This is a genomic window from Planomonospora sp. ID91781, from assembly GCF_015711595.1.
GTDB lineage: Bacteria > Actinomycetota > Actinomycetes > Streptosporangiales > Streptosporangiaceae > Planomonospora > Planomonospora parontospora.
In genome coordinates, this window is the sequence record NZ_JABTEY010000001.1 from 2,358,467 (window position 1) to 2,373,719 (window position 15,253).

The 15,253-nt window shown below is 73.7% G+C and carries 14 protein-coding genes; 7 read left to right on the forward strand and 7 right to left on the reverse strand.

Going from position 1 to position 15,253, the window contains the following annotated elements:
- Positions 1 to 405, forward strand: coding sequence for a F0F1 ATP synthase subunit epsilon (locus tag HS048_RS10745; RefSeq protein WP_068894846.1), 405 nt, complete (start codon positions 1 to 3; stop codon positions 403 to 405).
- 16 nt (positions 406 to 421) lie between these two features.
- Entirely contained in the window at positions 422 to 859 is a 438-nt protein-coding gene (locus HS048_RS10750) for a DUF2550 domain-containing protein (RefSeq protein ID WP_231647188.1), read from the forward strand.
- Positions 860 to 1,038: 179 nt separating this feature from the next.
- Here HS048_RS10750 and HS048_RS10755 read toward each other — a convergent pair whose 3' ends face one another.
- Positions 1,039 to 1,629: a cob(I)yrinic acid a,c-diamide adenosyltransferase gene (locus HS048_RS10755; RefSeq protein WP_196466867.1), complete on the reverse strand. Its 591-nt coding sequence runs from the start codon at positions 1,627 to 1,629 to the stop codon at positions 1,039 to 1,041.
- A 65-nt stretch (positions 1,630 to 1,694) separates the two neighbouring features.
- Here HS048_RS10755 and HS048_RS10760 point away from each other — a divergent pair, with 65 nt between their 5' ends.
- The 5 genes from HS048_RS10760 (at position 1,695) to HS048_RS10780 (ending at position 8,960) form a co-directional block, all read left to right on the forward strand.
- A complete protein-coding gene (locus HS048_RS10760) occupies positions 1,695 to 4,904 on the forward strand; it encodes a S41 family peptidase (RefSeq protein ID WP_196466868.1) in 3,210 nt (1,069 codons plus the stop codon).
- A 245-nt stretch (positions 4,905 to 5,149) separates the two neighbouring features.
- Positions 5,150 to 6,283 (forward strand): ABC transporter ATP-binding protein, encoded by a 1,134-nt coding sequence (locus HS048_RS10765; RefSeq protein ID WP_196466869.1) that lies wholly within the window; start codon positions 5,150 to 5,152, stop codon positions 6,281 to 6,283.
- Positions 6,284 to 6,338: 55 nt separating this feature from the next.
- A complete protein-coding gene (locus HS048_RS10770; RefSeq protein WP_196466870.1) occupies positions 6,339 to 7,136 on the forward strand; it encodes an ABC transporter permease in 798 nt (265 codons plus the stop codon).
- A 13-nt stretch (positions 7,137 to 7,149) separates the two neighbouring features.
- On the forward strand, positions 7,150 to 8,370 hold the full coding sequence (locus HS048_RS10775) for a sensor histidine kinase (protein ID WP_068894854.1): 1,221 nt from the start codon (positions 7,150 to 7,152) through the stop codon (positions 8,368 to 8,370).
- Complete coding sequence (locus tag HS048_RS10780) at positions 8,367 to 8,960, forward strand: response regulator transcription factor (RefSeq protein WP_068894856.1); 594 nt, start codon at positions 8,367 to 8,369, stop codon at positions 8,958 to 8,960. The genes HS048_RS10775 and HS048_RS10780 overlap by 4 nt, the downstream gene beginning before the upstream one ends.
- Positions 8,961 to 9,065: 105 nt before the next feature.
- Here HS048_RS10780 and HS048_RS10785 read toward each other — a convergent pair whose 3' ends face one another.
- The 6 genes from HS048_RS10785 to HS048_RS10810 all read right to left on the reverse strand — a co-directional run bounded on the left by HS048_RS10785 (position 9,066) and on the right by HS048_RS10810 (position 15,136).
- Positions 9,066 to 9,647 carry a TetR/AcrR family transcriptional regulator gene (locus HS048_RS10785; RefSeq protein WP_230880802.1) on the reverse strand — a complete coding sequence of 194 codons (582 nt, stop codon included), beginning with the start codon at positions 9,645 to 9,647 and terminating at the stop codon, positions 9,066 to 9,068.
- 146 nt (positions 9,648 to 9,793) lie between these two features.
- On the reverse strand, positions 9,794 to 11,278 hold the full coding sequence (locus HS048_RS10790; protein ID WP_068894860.1) for an aldehyde dehydrogenase family protein: 1,485 nt from the start codon (positions 11,276 to 11,278) through the stop codon (positions 9,794 to 9,796).
- Positions 11,279 to 11,410: 132 nt separating this feature from the next.
- Positions 11,411 to 12,034, reverse strand: coding sequence for a response regulator transcription factor (locus tag HS048_RS10795; protein WP_068894862.1), 624 nt, complete (start codon positions 12,032 to 12,034; stop codon positions 11,411 to 11,413).
- A gap of 4 nt (positions 12,035 to 12,038) precedes the next feature.
- The gene (locus HS048_RS10800) at positions 12,039 to 13,376 is read right to left on the reverse strand and encodes a sensor histidine kinase (RefSeq protein ID WP_196466871.1); all 1,338 of its coding nucleotides are present in this window, start codon (positions 13,374 to 13,376) and stop codon (positions 12,039 to 12,041) included.
- On the reverse strand, positions 13,373 to 14,218 hold the full coding sequence (locus HS048_RS10805) for an ABC transporter permease (protein WP_196466872.1): 846 nt from the start codon (positions 14,216 to 14,218) through the stop codon (positions 13,373 to 13,375). The genes HS048_RS10800 and HS048_RS10805 overlap by 4 nt, the downstream gene beginning before the upstream one ends.
- A gap of 90 nt (positions 14,219 to 14,308) precedes the next feature.
- Complete coding sequence (locus tag HS048_RS10810; RefSeq protein ID WP_196466873.1) at positions 14,309 to 15,136, reverse strand: ABC transporter ATP-binding protein; 828 nt, start codon at positions 15,134 to 15,136, stop codon at positions 14,309 to 14,311.
- Positions 15,137 to 15,253 lie beyond the last annotated feature (117 nt).

The following is a 15,253-nucleotide window of genomic DNA, read 5'->3' on the forward strand; positions in this document are numbered from 1 at the left end:
GTGGCGAAGCTGCGAGTAGGCGTCGTCTCACCGGAGCGGGAGATCTGGTCCGGCGAGGCCGACATGGTGATCGCCAAGACCGTCGACGGCGAGATCGGCATCATGCCCAGGCACACGCCGGTGCTCGGCGTCCTCGTCGAGGGCGGCGTGCTGACGGTGAAGCGCGGCGGTGGCGAACCCGACCTCGTCGCCGCGGTCCACGGGGGGTTCCTCTCGGTGGCGGACAACGAGGTCTCGATCCTGGCCGAGGTGGCCGAGCTCGGTTCCGAGGTCGACGTCGCCAGGGCCAAGAACGCCCTGGACCGCGCCCAGGCCTCGGTCGAGGCCGAGATGGCGGAGTCGGACGCCGCCGCGCTGAAGCGAGCCCGGGCCCGGTTGCGCGCGGCAGGCGAGGAAGTCGGATAAGTTCTGCTTCTGAGCGGTGCTGGTTCTGGGGGCGGCGGACATGATGGCGCGTGACGTACTCATCGTGGCGGCGCTGCTCGTCGCCCTCCTGCTCGTCCGAGCCCTGGTCCTGGTCCGCTCCCGGGGCTCGGTGCTGTGCTGCCTGCGCCCGATGCCGGGAGAGCGGGGCTGGCGGGTGGGAGTCGCCCGCTACGCGGAAGGCCGCCTCAAGTGGATTCCGCTCATAGGTCTGCTGCCGAGGCCGCGCCACGTGATCGTGAGGCGCGGCCTCGTGGTTTCCGGGCGCCGGAAGGTCGGCCCCGGTGAGTTCTTCGGGTTCCTGGAGGGTGTGACCGCCCTGGAGTGCCGGAGCGGCGAGTTCGGCTTCGAGCTGGCCATGGGCTACCGGGCGCTGACCGGGTTCGTCGCCTGGCTGGAGTCCGCCCCGCCCGGCGCCCACCTCGACGTCGCCTGACGCCGGCCTGACCGGTCCCGGCGCCCGCCCCGACGGCTTCCCCGGCCCCGCCTTCCCGGTACGGCCCGGCGCCCGCACTGACGGCTTCCCCGGCTCCGCCCCTGCCCTGCCCTGCCCTGCCCCGGGCCGGTACGGCCCGGGGCGACTCGGCGCCGCCCGGCCCGCACCGGAGCGGAAGGTCAGCGGGTGCCGCCGGGCTTCCAGAGGATCTCGTCGCCGCCCGCCGCGATGCGGCAGAGGATGAACATCAGGTCGCTGAGCCGGTTGAGGTACGTCGCGGTGAGCGGGTTGACGTCCTCATGGGCCTCCAGGGCCGACCAGACGGTGCGCTCGGCCCGCCGGACGACGGTCCGGGCGACGTGCAGCTGGGCGACGGCCGGGGCGCCGCCGGGGAGGATGAAGCTGCGCAGCGGCTTGAGGCGCTCGTTGAACTCGTCGCAGCGGGCCTCCAGCCACTCGACGTAGGACGCCTCGACGCGCAGCGGGGGGAACTCGGGGTTCTCCGTGACCGGGGTGCACAGGTCGGCGCCGACGTCGAACAGCTCGTTCTGGATCCGGGTGAGGACCGTGGCGACGTCGCCGTCGAGCGCCCCGTACGACAGGGCCACGCCCAGCGCCGCGTTGGCCTCCTCCACGTCCGCGTAGGCGGCCAGGCGGGAATCGGTCTTGCGGGTGCGGCTCATGTCGCCGAGCGCGGTGGTGCCGTCGTCTCCGGTACGGGTGTAGATCTTGGACAGCACCACGGGGTTGTCTCTGTCGGCTCGCGTCATGAACGCCAGCGTATCGGGCAGAAAAACCCCATGTTCTATCGCATAGCGGACAATATGATTTAGCGATGTCTTCTGGTTCTTACCTGCGATTTCCCCATTTGTCCGGCGAGCTGCTGACGTTCGTCGCCGACGACGACGTCTGGGCGGCCCCCGCGGACGGCGGCCGGGCGTGGCGCCTCTCCTCCGACCGGGCCCCGGCAGGACATCCCCGCCTCTCGCCGGACGCCACGAAGGTCGCCTGGACGAGCGTCCGCGACGGGGATCCGGAGGTGTTCCTGGCCGACCTGGAGACCGGCTCCGCCGAGCGGCTGACCTACTGGGGCGACGTCCGGACCCGCACCCGCGGCTGGACCCCGGACGGCAGGGTCCTGGCGATCAGCTCGACCGGCCAGCCGTTCGCCTCGCAGACCTGGGCCTACGCGCTGGACGGCGGGCGGGCCGAGCGCCTGCCGTACGGCCCGGTCACCGACCTGGCGGTCGCCGGGGACCCCGGCGGCTCCGCAGATGCCGGGAGTGCCGGAGACGCCGGGAGCGCCGGGAGCGCCGGGAGCACGGTGGCGCTGCTCACCGCGGCGCTGGCCCGCGACCCGGGGACCTGGAAGCGCTACCGCGGCGGTACGGCGGGCCGCCTGTGGATCCGGCGCGGGGACGGCGACTTCGCCCGGCTGCTCGCCGACGTGGACGGCCACTTCGCGAACCCGATGCTCGTCGGCGGGCGCCTGGTCTTCCTCTCCGACCACGAGGGCGTCGGGAACCTCTACTCGGTGGCGGTGGACGGCACCGGCCTGCGCCGGCACACCGACCACGACGTCTTCTACGCCCGGCACGCCACCACCGACGGGACCCGGATCGTCTACCAGAACGCCGGGGACCTCTACGTCCTGGACGGCCTGGACGCCGAGACCCGCAGGCTCGACGTCCGGCTCGCCTCCCCGGCCCGGGGGCGGCAGCCGCGGACGCTGAACGCCCGGTGGCTGCAGGACCTGGCCGTGGACGCGACCGGGCGGGCCAGCGCGGTGGAGATCCGGGGCACGGTGCACTGGCTGACCCACCGGGACGGCCCTGCCCGGCAGCTCAGCTCCTCGCTCGCGGCGGGCCGGCCCCGGATCCTGGGCACCGGCCAGGTGGTGTGGGTCTTCGACGACGGCGGGACGCAGGGCCTGGAGATCGGCCCGGCCGGAGGCGGGGAGAGCCGCAGGATCGCCGCCGGCAAGCTGGGCGAGGTCGGCGACCTGGCCGTCGCGCCCGACGGCCGCACGATCGCGGCGGCGGCCAGGGACGGCCGGCTGCTCCTGGTCGACGTGGCCTCCGGAGAGGTCGTCGAGCTGGCCCGGGCCAACGGGGAGATCGGCGGCATGGCCTGGTCGCCGGACTCGGCCTGGCTCGCCTGGTCGCACCCGGAGGCCACGCCGCTGCGCCGGATCCGGCTGGCCCGGGTGGTGGACCGGGCCGTGCACGACGTGACCGACGGCCGCTTCGTGGACGTCTCGCCCGCCTTCACCGGCGACCACCTGGCGTTCCTGTCGCGCCGCGGCTTCGACCCGGTCTACGACGCGCACTCCTTCGACATGTCCTTCCCGTACGGCTACCGCCCCTACCTGGTGCCGCTGGCGGCCTCCACCCCGTCGCCGTTCGCGCCCAGCGTGGACGGGCGGCCGGTGGGCGAGCCGGAGGACGACGACAAGAAGGACAAGAAGGAGGACGCCGCCGTCACCGTGGACGTGGAGGGGATCGCCGCCCGGGTGGTCCAGGTGCCGGTGCCCGAGGGGCGCTACTCGGCGCTGCGCGCGGTCAAGGGCGGGTTCGTCTGGCTGCGCGAGCCGCTGGCCGGGGAGCTCGGCGAGGACCGGGGGGACCTCGACGGCGAGTCCCCCAGGCCCGCGCTGGACCGCTACGACCTGGCCAAGCGCACGTGCGAGGAGGTCGTCGACAAGCTCGACTGGTACCGGGTGAGCGGCGACGGCACCCGCCTCGTCGTCTCCGACAAGGGCACGCTCACGGTCCGCCCCGTCGACGGCAAGGGCGACGAGGCGACCGTGGACCTGTCGCGGATCCGGATCACCGTCGACCCGGTGGCCTACCGCCGGCACGCCTACGCCCAGCTGGGCCGCCGGATGCGGGCGGACTTCTGGGTGGAGGACATGGCGGACGTCGACTGGGAGGGCGTGCTGGAGGAGTACCGGCCGCTGGTGGACCGGGTCTCCACCGACGACGACTTCGCCGACCTGCTCTGGGAGGTGGTCGGGGAGCTCGGCAGCTCGCACGCGTACGTCATGCCCGCGCCCTGGGGGACCCCGGCCGCGGGGCCGGTCGGCCTGCTCGGCGCGGACCTGTCCAGGAACGCCGAGGGCCGCTGGCAGGTGGACCGGGTGCTGCCCGGCGAGTCGTCGGACGTGCACGCCCGCTCCCCGCTGGCCGCGCCGGGCGTGGGAGTGCAGCCGGGGGAGACGCTGCTGGCGGTCGACGGCCGCCCGGTGCCGCCGGAGGGCCCGGACCGGCTCCTGGTGGGCGCCGCGGACAAGCCGGTCGAGCTGACGCTGGGCGGCGGCCGGCGGGTGGCGGTCACCCCGCTCCTCGACGACCGGCGGCTGCGCTACCAGGACTGGGTGGCGGGCCGGCGGGCGCACGTGCGCGAGCTGGGCGGCGGACGGCTGGGCTACCTGCACATCCCGGACATGGTCGCCGAGGGCTGGGCGCAGTTCCACCGCGACCTGCGCCGGGAGATGGCCTTCGAGGGGCTCGTGGTGGACGTGCGGGGCAACCGCGGCGGCCACACCTCCGAGCTGGTCATCGAGAAGCTGCTGCGCCGGGTGATCGGCTGGGACATGCCCCGGGGCCTGGCGCCGATCACCTATCCCGAGGAGGCCCCGCGCGGGCCGCTCGTCGCGGTCACCGACCACAACGCCGGGTCCGACGGCGACATCGTCACCGCCGCCTTCAAGATCCACGAACTGGGCCCGGTGGTCGGCACCCGGACCTGGGGCGGCGTCATCGGCATCGAGGACGACCACCGCCTGGTCGACGGGACCTCCGTCACCGTGCCCCGGTACTCGTTCTGGTTCGAAGGGCTCGGCTGGGGCGTGGAGAACCACGGCGTGGACCCGGACGTCGAGGTGGACATCACCCCGGACGACTGGGCGGCCGGGCGGGACCCGCAGATCGAGGAGGCCGTACGGCTGGCCCTGGCCGCCCTGGCCGAGCGTCCTGCGGCGACCCCGCCCGACGTCGCGGCCCGTCCCTCGCGGCGCCGTCCCGTCCTGCCGCCCCGGCCGTAGGGTCCCGTCCCCGGCGTCGCGGTTCCCGCCGCCACCCGCCCGCTTCGCCCCGCCGCTCCGGCGGCGGAGTCCCGAAGCGGCCGCAGGAAGGCGGGACCGCGACGTCAGGCCGGGTGGGGGCCGGGGTCCGGCGGCCGCCCGCCGCCGGACATGACATCTGTCATGCGGATCATCCGTGAGATCCATACTCCTCCGGTGATATCGGCGACTGCACGGGAATCCGCCGGTGGAAGAAGATTTTCCGCATGAGGACACCACAGCTTGCGGACACGGCCGGCGCCGCCCCCCACGGCCTCGACGACGTGATCGAGGTCGGCGGCCTGCGGCAGAAGTACGGCGACTTCGAGGCCGTGCGCGGGATCTCCTTCACCGTCCCCCGGGGGGAGGTCTTCGCCCTGCTCGGCACCAACGGCGCCGGGAAGACCACCACGATGGAGGTCCTGGAGGGCTTCACGCCCGCCACCGACGGCACCGTGCGGGTCCTCGGCCTCGACCCGGTGCGGCAGCAGCGCGAGCTCCGGCCCCGGGTGGGCATCATGCTGCAGGAGGGCGGGTTCCTCGGCGACCTCACCGTCGCCGAGACGGTGGACCTGTGGAAGGGCCTGAGCGAGGACGCCGGCCGCCCGGTCACCCTGTCCGGCGGCGCCGAGCTGCCCGGCCGCCTCACCCTGATGGGCCGGGTGCGCGGGGTGGACCGGGCGACCATGGGCGCGCTGGAGCTGGTGGGCCTGGAGAGCAAGGCGCGGGTCAAGGTCAAGCAGCTCTCCGGCGGGCAGAAGCGCCGGCTGGACCTCGCGCTCGCGGTGCTCTCGGCGCCCGAGGTGCTCTTCCTGGACGAGCCGACCACCGGAATGGACCCCGAGGCGCGCCGGACCACGTGGAAGGTGATCGAGGACCTGCGGGACGCCGGCACCTCCGTGCTGCTGACCACGCACTACCTGGAGGAGGCCGAGCGCCTCGCCACCCGGCTCGCGATCATGCACGAGGGCCGGATCCACACCCACGGCACGGTCGAGGAGGTGGTGGCCACCTCCGGCGACCGCATCGCCTTCCGGCTCCCCGGCACCGCCTGGACCTTCGGCGACCTGCCGGTGCTGGACGGCGTCACGCCGGTGCTCACCTACGCCGGCGGCGGCGACGGAACGGCCGCCCGGCCCGCCGCCGCATCCTCCACCGCATCCTCCGCTGGGCCCTCCACCGGGCCCTTCACCGAGGTCGTCTACACCCTGACCGGCGCCGACACCGAGACCCGCGCGCACGCCGCGCTCCGCCCGCTGATGGCCTGGGCGGACGGCCGGGGCGCGGCCCTGGAGCGGCTGGCCGTGCGCCGGGGGACCCTGGAGGACGTCTTCATGCGGGTGGTCGGGGAGCAGCGGTGAGGGCGGCATGCCGGGAACGAGTCGTCCACGTATCGACGGGAAGCGGGAAGTGACCATGAAGACCGACGTTCTGCACGCCGTACGGCTGGCGAGGCTCGACCTGACCCTGGTGGCCAGGAACACCACCGTCCTGTTCAACGTGCTGCTGCTCCCGCTCCTGCTGGCCTGGATGTACACCGGGGCGCAGGGCGGCGCGGAGGTCGCCGGGGTGCCGGGCGGGGCCTTCGTCCTGACCGGTGTGCCCGGCCTGATGCTGGGCTTCGCGGTCTTCATCAACCTGGTGAACTCCTTCACGGCCCGCCGGGAGGAGCTGGTGCTCAAGCGGCTGCGCGGGGGCCAGCCGTCCGCTCTGGCGGTCATGGCCGGCAGCGGGCTCGGCGCGCTGGCGCTCCTCCTCGGCCAGATGGTGCTGCTGGGGATCTGGCTGCACCGGACCGAGGGGGTCCTCCCGGCCAACGTGCCGCTGATCCTGCTCGCCGCGGTGCTGGGCGTCATCGTGTTCGGCCTGCTGGCCGCGGCCTTCTCCGGCCTGACGCCGAACGCCGAGATGGCCCAGATCACCGTGCTGCCGGTGCTGATGGTCATGCTGCTCGGCGCGCCGATCGCCTTCCCCCTCGACGTGCTGCCCGGCCCGCTGGGCACGGTGTCCGGCCTGCTCCCGGTGACCCCGGTGGTGGAGATGATGCGCACCGGCTTCCTGGGCGCGGACCACTTCTCCAGCGGCGGCGAGGCGCTGAGCACGGCCGGGCAGTGGGTGGCCGCGCTGCCCTCGATCGGGATCATGGTCGTCTGGATCGGGGTGACCGGGCTGCTGGCCAGGTGGCTGTTCCGGTGGGAACCCCGGCACGGCTAACGTTGGTCGCCGGATGACGACGAATACGACGGAAGAACAGGGGACGGGGCGCCTGAGGCGCCTCGTCCCCGCGGCGCTGCCCCGGCGCCGCACGCGCTCACAGGTCGAACGGCTCCGCCGGCTGACCGCCTGGATGCTCGGCATCGGGATCTTCCTGGCCTGGGTCGGCCCGCTCGGCTGGTTCGCCAACAGCACCCGGCCGGTCCCGGTTCTCTCCTGGAGCCTCGGACTGCTGGGCCTGGCGGCCTTCACCGTGCTCCAGGTCCGGGTGATCAGGGCCGCACTGGAGGGCACCACCGCCCACCGGGAGGTCGCCGCCTCGGGCGCGGTGGCGCTGGCCGTGCTGCTGGTGCAGGACGGGCACCTGCTGGCCTGGGGGCTGATCGCCCCGGCCTGGGCGTCGGGCGCGGCGCTGGTGCTGAACCGGTCCGCCACGCTCGCGGCCACCGTCGTGGCGACGGGGGCCGGGCTGTACCTCATGTGGCCGGACGCCTGGGCGGCCTTCTACCCGGACCAGGAGACGTTCGGCGGCGCGATCGGCGGCTACGTGGCGGCGTCCCTGACCGTGCCGTGGATGAACCGGTTCCAGCTCTGGTTCTGGGAGGTGGTCCGGGCCGCGGAGGCCGGCAAGGCGGCCCAGGCGCAGCTGGCCGTGACCGAGGAGCGGCTCCGCTTCGCCCGCGACCTGCACGACCTGGTCGGGCACAGCCTCTCCGCGATCGCGCTCAAGAGCGAGGTGGCGGCCAAGCTGGTGAAGAGCGACACCGGCCGCGCCGCGGCCGAGATGGACGCGGTGCGGGGGCTGGCCCGGGAGGCGCTGAAGGAGATCCGCACGGCGGTGCGCGGCTACCGGACGGTCGACCTGGAGGCCGAGCTGCACAGCATGACCGCGGTGCTGGAGGCGGGCGGCATCCGCTGCGCCCTGGAGGCGCCGCCGGACGGCGTGCCGGAGGAGGAGGCCACCCTGCTGGCCTGGGTGGCCCGCGAGGGCACCACCAACGTGCTGCGGCACAGCTCGGCGACCCGCTGCCGGATCTCCGTCACGGTGCACGGCGGCACGGCGGTGCTGGAGATGGTCAACGACGGCGTGACCGGGACGGGCGTCCGCGGCGGCACGGGCCTGATCGGTCTGTCGGAGCGGCTGGCGCCCGCCGGCGGCACGGTCACCGCCGGACCCGGGAGACCGGGGGAGTTCAGGCTGCGGGCGACGGTCCCGCTGGAGGGAGCACGATGATCCGGGTCCTGCTGGCCGACGACGAGCACCTGATCCGCGAGGCGATCGCCACGCTGCTCGGGCTGGAGCCGGACATCGAGGTGGCGGCCCAGGTGTCCAGGGGCGACCACGTGGCGCAGGCCGTACGGGAGCACGCTCCCGACGTGATCGTGCTGGACATCGAGATGCCGGGCATGGACGGGCTGAGCGTGGCCGAGACGCTGCCGGGGCACGCCGTGCTGATGCTGACCAGCTTCGGGCGGCCCGGCTACCTGCGGCGGGCGCTGGCGGCGGGGGTGCGCGGCTTCGTGCCCAAGGACGCCTCCTCCGACGAGCTGGCGGCGGCGATCCGCAAGGTCCATGCGGGAGGGCGCTACCTCGACCCGGAGATGGCCGCCTCGGCGATGATGGCGGGGGAGAGCCCGCTCACCGACCGGGAGCGGGACGCGCTGGCGCAGGCGGCGCGGGGCGCCTCGGTCGGGGAGATCGCGGCCGCGCTCCACCTCACCGAGGGCACCGTCCGCAACTACCTGTCCAGCGCGATCACCAAGCTGGGCGCCGCCAACCGGATCACCGCCATCCGGGCCGCCCAGGAGAAGGGCTGGCTCTGACCGGCGGTCCCGGGCTCAGCCGGCCGGGGACCGGCGGAAGACGTGCACGGCCGTGCCGGTCAGCTGGCCGGGGACCGGCGGAAGATGTGCACGGCGGTCCCGGGCTCAGCCGACCAGGGACCGGCGGAAGATGTGCACGGCCGTGCCGACCAGCTGGTCGACCGGGGGCGGGTCGGCGGCCAGCGTCCACTCGATGAGCAGTTCCTGGACCACGCCGAGCAGGCCGAGCACGACCAGGCGCGGCTCCACCCCGCCCTTCTCCGGCAGTTCGAAGAGGCTGGTCTCCAGGATCTGGCAGAAGGCCGCCGACGTCTGCTGCCGGGACGCGGTGAAGCCGTCGTCGGCCCGCCGTACCTCCAGGTACATGATCCGGGCGCGGCGCCTGTCCCCGGTGATGAACCGGATGTACTCCGAGATGCCCGCCTCGATCCGGTCGGGCAGCGTGTCGGGAGCCCGCTCGACGGCCTTCGCCACCGTCTCCAGGGTCTCCCGCACGCATCGGTCGTACACCACCAGCATCAGCTCGTCGCGGCTCTCGAAGCACTCGTAGAACGCGCGGTTGGAGATGCGCGCGACGGTGCAGAGCTTCTCGATCGTGGTGTCGGGGAAGCCCAGCTCGGAGTAGAGGACGTAGGCCGCCGAGATCAGCCGCTCCCGGCGTTCCGCCAACCGTTCCTCTGCTGACATTCCCCTATAGGATCGGCCATTCATGCAAGCCCTCGCTGCGGGGGAGGGCTTGACAAGTCCACGCATATTCGCTTCCACCTCATGATCTTTGCTCCCCGAACCAACTATTATGGGTGCAAGATCCTTTTCATGGAAGAGGGAATGCGCTATCTCTTCCGGCGACCATGCAAGAAAGTCACAATTTTCACCAGCTGGTCAAGTTCCTTCTGCCCGCGGTCGAACGAGGTGAGGTTCATCCCGGGCAGGGCGAAGCGCTGCCGGGCGATCGCCTTGGGCCGGGCGAACTCGCGCAGGCCGTCCGCGCCGTGGATCCGGCCGAAGCCGGAGTCGCCGAGACCGCCGAAGGGCAGGGCGGGCACCGAGGCGAAGGAGATGACCGAGTTGATCGCGGTCATCCCGCTGCGCATCCGGCGCGCGAGCTCCACCGCCCGCCGCGCGTCGCCCGAGAAGACCGTCCCGGCCAGGCCGTACGCGGTGGCGTTGGCCCGCTCCAGCGCCTCCTCCGCGTCGGCGACGCGCTTGACCGTCACCGTCGGGCCGAACGTCTCCTCGCGGACCGCCGGGGAGTCCTCCGGCACGTCCTCCACGATCACCGGGTCCACGTACGGCGCGCGCACCGACTCCGGCCCGCCCACCACGGCGCGGCCGCGCGCGACGGCGTCGTCGATGTGCCGCCGGATGACGTCGAGCTGTGCGGGCATGGTGATCGGGCCGTAGTCCTCACCCGCCCTGATCGCGGCGGCCCGCCCGGTCAGCTCCCGCATGAACGCGTCGTAGACCGCGTCCACCACGTAGACCCGCTCCACCCCGGCGCAGGTCTGCCCGGCGTTGGACATCGCGCCCCACAGCGCCGCGTCCGCCGCCGCCCGCACGTCCGCGTCGGCGTCCACGATCAGCGCGTCCTTGCCGCCGCACTCGGCGACCAGCGGCGTCAGGTTCGCCGCGCACGCGGTCATCACCCGCTTGGCGGTGGCGGTGGAGCCGGTGAACGCGATCTTCTGCACCCCCGGGTCGCCCGCGAGGGCGGCGCCCGTCTCGCCCAGGCCGGTCACCGTGCGGAACACCGGCTGCTCGGGCACGGACTCGGCGAACAGCTCGGCGAGCAGGGCCCCCGTCCCCGGCGTCAGCTCGCTCGGCTTGAACACCACCGCGTTCCCCGCGGCCAGCGCGTAGGCGATCGAGCCCATCGGGGTGAACACCGGGTAGTTCCACGGCCCGATGACCCCCACGACGCCCAGCGGCTGGTACTCCAGCGTGGCCGCGAGGTTGGCGCCGACCAGGCCGGGGAAGACGCGGCGCGGGCCGAGGACCCGGCGCGCGTTGCGGGCCGCCCAGTCGAGGTGGACGACGGTCAGGATCACCTCCAGCACGGCGTCGGCCTCCGGCTTGCCCGTCTCGCGGTGGACCGTCTCGGCGATCCGGGCGAGGTCGCGGGTGACGACCGCCTTGTAGTCGAGCAGCCGCCGCCTGCGCTCGGCCCAGCCCAGTCCGCCCCACCACCGCGCGGCGCGCCCGGCCTCGGCCACGGTCGCGCGCACGGCCGCGGCGTCGTGGATCGGATGGGTCCCGACGACGGTCCCGGTGGCGGGGTCGAGGGAGTCGAAGGTGCGCTGTCCGGTCGCCGTGGACATCACGGGCCTCCTCGCGTGCGGAGCGGATCACCCGGCGGCGGCGCGCGCCCGAGGGACGTGGCCGGCCGAACGGGCACGGTGGGCTCACGATAGACCGGGTCCGCCCACGGGGTAAACCATCACTTACCCCTCTTACCGGATGAGGAGTCCCAGGTCGATGGCCGTGGTGACGGCGGCGGTGCGGTCGGAGACGCCGAGCTTGCCGAAGACCCGCAGCAGGTGCGTTTTGACGGTGGTCTCGCTGATGAACAGGGCCCGGCCGATCTCGGCGTTGGTCAGCCCGCGCGCGACCAGGGAGAGCACCTCGGTCTCGCGCGGGGAGAGCGACTCGGCCGCGGGCGCCCGCATGCGCGAGACCAGCCGGGTCGCCACCGACGGCGAGAGCACCGTCTCCCCCCGGGAGGCCGAGACGACCGCGGCCAGCAGGTCGGCCCGGGAGGTGTCCTTGAGCAGGTATCCGGCGGCCCCCGCCTCGACGGCGCGCACGATGTCCTGGTCCGTCTCGTAGGTGGTCAGCACGATCACCCGGCTCTCCGGCCGGTCCGCCAGGATGCGGGGGATCGCGGCCACCCCGTCGCCGCCGGGCATGCGCAGGTCCATCAGGATCACGTCCGGCGCGAGCTCGCGCGCCCGCACGACGGCCTCGTCCCCGGACGCGGCCTCGCCGACCACGGTGACCCGCGGGTCGGACTCCAGCATCCCGCGCAGCCCCTCCCGGACCACCGGGTGGTCGTCGACGATCATCAGACGCAGCATGCGGTCACACTCCCTGTTCTGCGGGAGCGGAGACTCCCGGGGAGGCGGCGCCCGGGTCCGCGGTCCCGGCGGCCGCCCGGGCCGGTTCCTCCGGGGAGGCCGCCGGGCCGGTGGGAACGGTCACGGCCAGCACGGTCCCCGCACCGGGCGCACTGGTCAGGGTGAGCGTCCCGCCGACCTGCTCCGCCCGGGCGCGCATCCCGCGCAGGCCGTACCCGCCGGCGGCCTCCGGATCGAGGCCGATCCCGTCGTCGCGGACCTCCAGCGTCACGGTCCCCGGCCCGTAGACGGCGCGGACGTCCACCCTGCTCGCCCCCGCGTGCTTGCGCACGTTCGCCAGGGCCTCCTGCGCCGCGCGGATCAGGACCACCTCGGCGGGCGGCGGCAGCGGGCGCGACCGCCCGCCGACGGCGGCGACCGCCTCGATCCCCGTCTCCTCGCCCAGCCGCGCGGCGAGCCTGCGCAGGGCCTCGTCCAGCGTCGAGCCGTCCAGCGGGGCGGGGGACAGGGCCGCGATCAGCCCGCGGGCCTCGGCCAGGTTCTCCCGCGCGGTCCGTACGGCCAGCGCCAGGTGCCGGGCCGGGTCCGGCTGCGCCTCGGCGGCCTGGAGCAGCATGATGATGCTGGTGAACCCCTGGGCCAGGGTGTCGTGGATCTCCCCGGCCAGGCGCTCCCGCTCGGCCAGCGCGCCGCGCTCGGCCGAGAGCCGGGCCACCTCGGCCCGCTGCGCCTCCAGCTCCGCGATGAGCGCGGCCCGCTCCTCGCTCTGCTCCATGATCCGCTCCAGCCAGACCCCGAAGACGGCGGAGAAGAAGACCACGATCGTGGTGACGGTCAGGAAGTTGAACGTCCCGGCCCAGCCGTCGTCGGACAGGGTGAAACGGAGCGCGGGCCCGAGGTTGAACACGACGACCCCCGCCACCGCGGGCCTGGCCCGCAGCACCATGAAGCACTGCGGGCACAGGCCGAAGAGCGCGAACGTGGCCGTGGGGGCGATGAGCACGGCCGGCGTGAACAACGCGGCGAGCAGGACGATGTAGACGATCCCGCGCGGCCGGTCCTCCCGCGTGATCGCGGGTCGGCCGAGCAGGAGGTAGACCACCGGGACCGCGGCCAGCAGGCCCGCGGCGAGCAGGTGCTCCGGGGTGCGGGGACCCTCCAGCACGATGAACGAGGCCGGCAGGAGCGTCGTGGCGGCGAGCAGCAGCTCCCAGCCGCGCAGCGACTCCCAGGCGTTCGGCCCGGCGGGACCGGCGGGCCGCCGGCCCCGGCGCAGCAGTGGGAACGCGGGGCGCGCGGCCGGTCCGCGCCGGGCGGACGCCCCGTCCGGGCCGTCGTTCATCCGTCGCGGCGGCCCTTCCAGCGGAAGGTCGTCAGGCACAGCACCAGCCCTCCGACGACCCAGGCGCCCAGAATCAGGGCGACCCGGTCGAGTTCGTATGATTTCGCCAGTTCGAGTGTGGCACCTCCGTCGCCCAGGAACACCGACCGGAAGCCCTGGCACATCCACTTGAGCGGGAAGAACGAGGCGACCCGGGTCACCCACTCGGGGAGCTGGCTGATCGGGATGAACACCCCGGAGATGAACTGCAGGACCACGAACGGCATCGCGATCACCGCGCTCGCGCTCTTGGCCGACCGGGGCAGGCTGCTGACCGCGATGCCGAGCAGGGACGACCCGAGCACGCCGAGCACGAACACCCAGGTGAAGGTCAGCCAGTCGGAGAGCGCCGAGGGCAGCTCCAGCTCGAACATCGCCACCCCGATGGCCAGCAGGATCGCCACCTGGACGGCGGAGACGAGCAGCGTGTTCAGCGCCTTGCCGACGAAGTAGGCGGCGGGCGGCATCGGCGTCCCGGCCAGCCGCTTCAGCGTGCCGTCGTCGCGGTCCCCCGCGATGCCGATGCCGAGGTTCTGGAAGCCGGTCATGGCCGCCGAGCCGATCAGGCCGGCCACGTACAGCTGGGAGACGTTCAGGCCGGTGCCCTCCAGCTCGGCCTTGAAGATCGATCCGAAGATCACCAGCAGGACGATCGGGAAGGAGAAGGTGAAGATCACCGCATCCTTCTCCCGGAAGAACATCCGGGTCTCGAAGGCCGCCCGGGACAGCCCCACCCTGATCACGGAGGGCGGCCCGGCGGATGCGGGTGCGGGTGCGGGTGCGGGGGCGACGGTCTCGCTCATGGGGATCGGTTCTCCATCGTCTGTCTACGGGGGATCGCCGGACTCGTCCGGCGGGGAGTCGGCGGGCCGCTCTCCGGAGGGGACCGGAGGTCAGTCTCCGATGAGGCCGAGGTAGACGTCCTCCAGGGACGGCCGGGTCACGGTCAGCTCCGGGACCTCGCCGTCGAACCGCTCACTCAGCTCCCGTACGGCCCGGGTGGGGGCGTCGGTCTCCAGCGACCCGCCCGCCCAGCGGACCGTGGCCTTGGCGGTGGCCCGGCCGCCCAGGGTCGCGGGCTCGCCCTCGGCCACGATCCGGCCCTTGGCGATCACCGCCACCCGGTCGGCGAGCGCCTCGGCCTCGTCCAGGTAGTGGGTGGTGAGCACGATCGTGGTGCCCCGGTGGGCCAGACCCTGGATCAGGTCCCAGAACCGCCGCCGCGCCTCGGGGTCGAACCCGGTGGTCGGCTCGTCCAGGAAGAGCAGCTCGGGGCGGCCGATCACGCCGAGCGCCACGTCCACCCGGCGCCGCTGGCCGCCGGAGAGCTCCCGGACCCGCTTGCCGGCCTTCTCCGTCAGGCCGACCTGCTCGATCACCGCGTCGGGGTCCTCGGCGTCCGGGTAGTAACCGGCGAAGTGCCGGACGGTCTCCCGCACCGTCGCCTCGGTCATGTCGTTCGCGGTCTGCAGCACCACCCCGACCCGGGAGCGCCACTCGCGGGTGGGCCTGCCCGGATCCACCCCCAGGACGCTGACCTCACCGGCGTCCCGCCGCCGGTAGCCCTCCAGGATCTCCACCGTGGTGGACTTCCCGGCCCCGTTGGGGCCGAGGATCGCGAACACCTCGCCCGGGGAGATGTCGAGGTCGATGCCCCCGACCGCCTGCACGTCGCCGTACCGCTTGGCCAGGCCGCGCACCCGCACCGCTGTCGTCGTCATGCCCCAAGCCTCGCCGGGGCAGGGGTCCGGCGGTACCGACGACCGGTGGAACGCCGTGTCCTCCGTTCGGTGGACACGGCCGCCTGCCCGGAACGCCGTACGGCTCCCGGAGCCGGG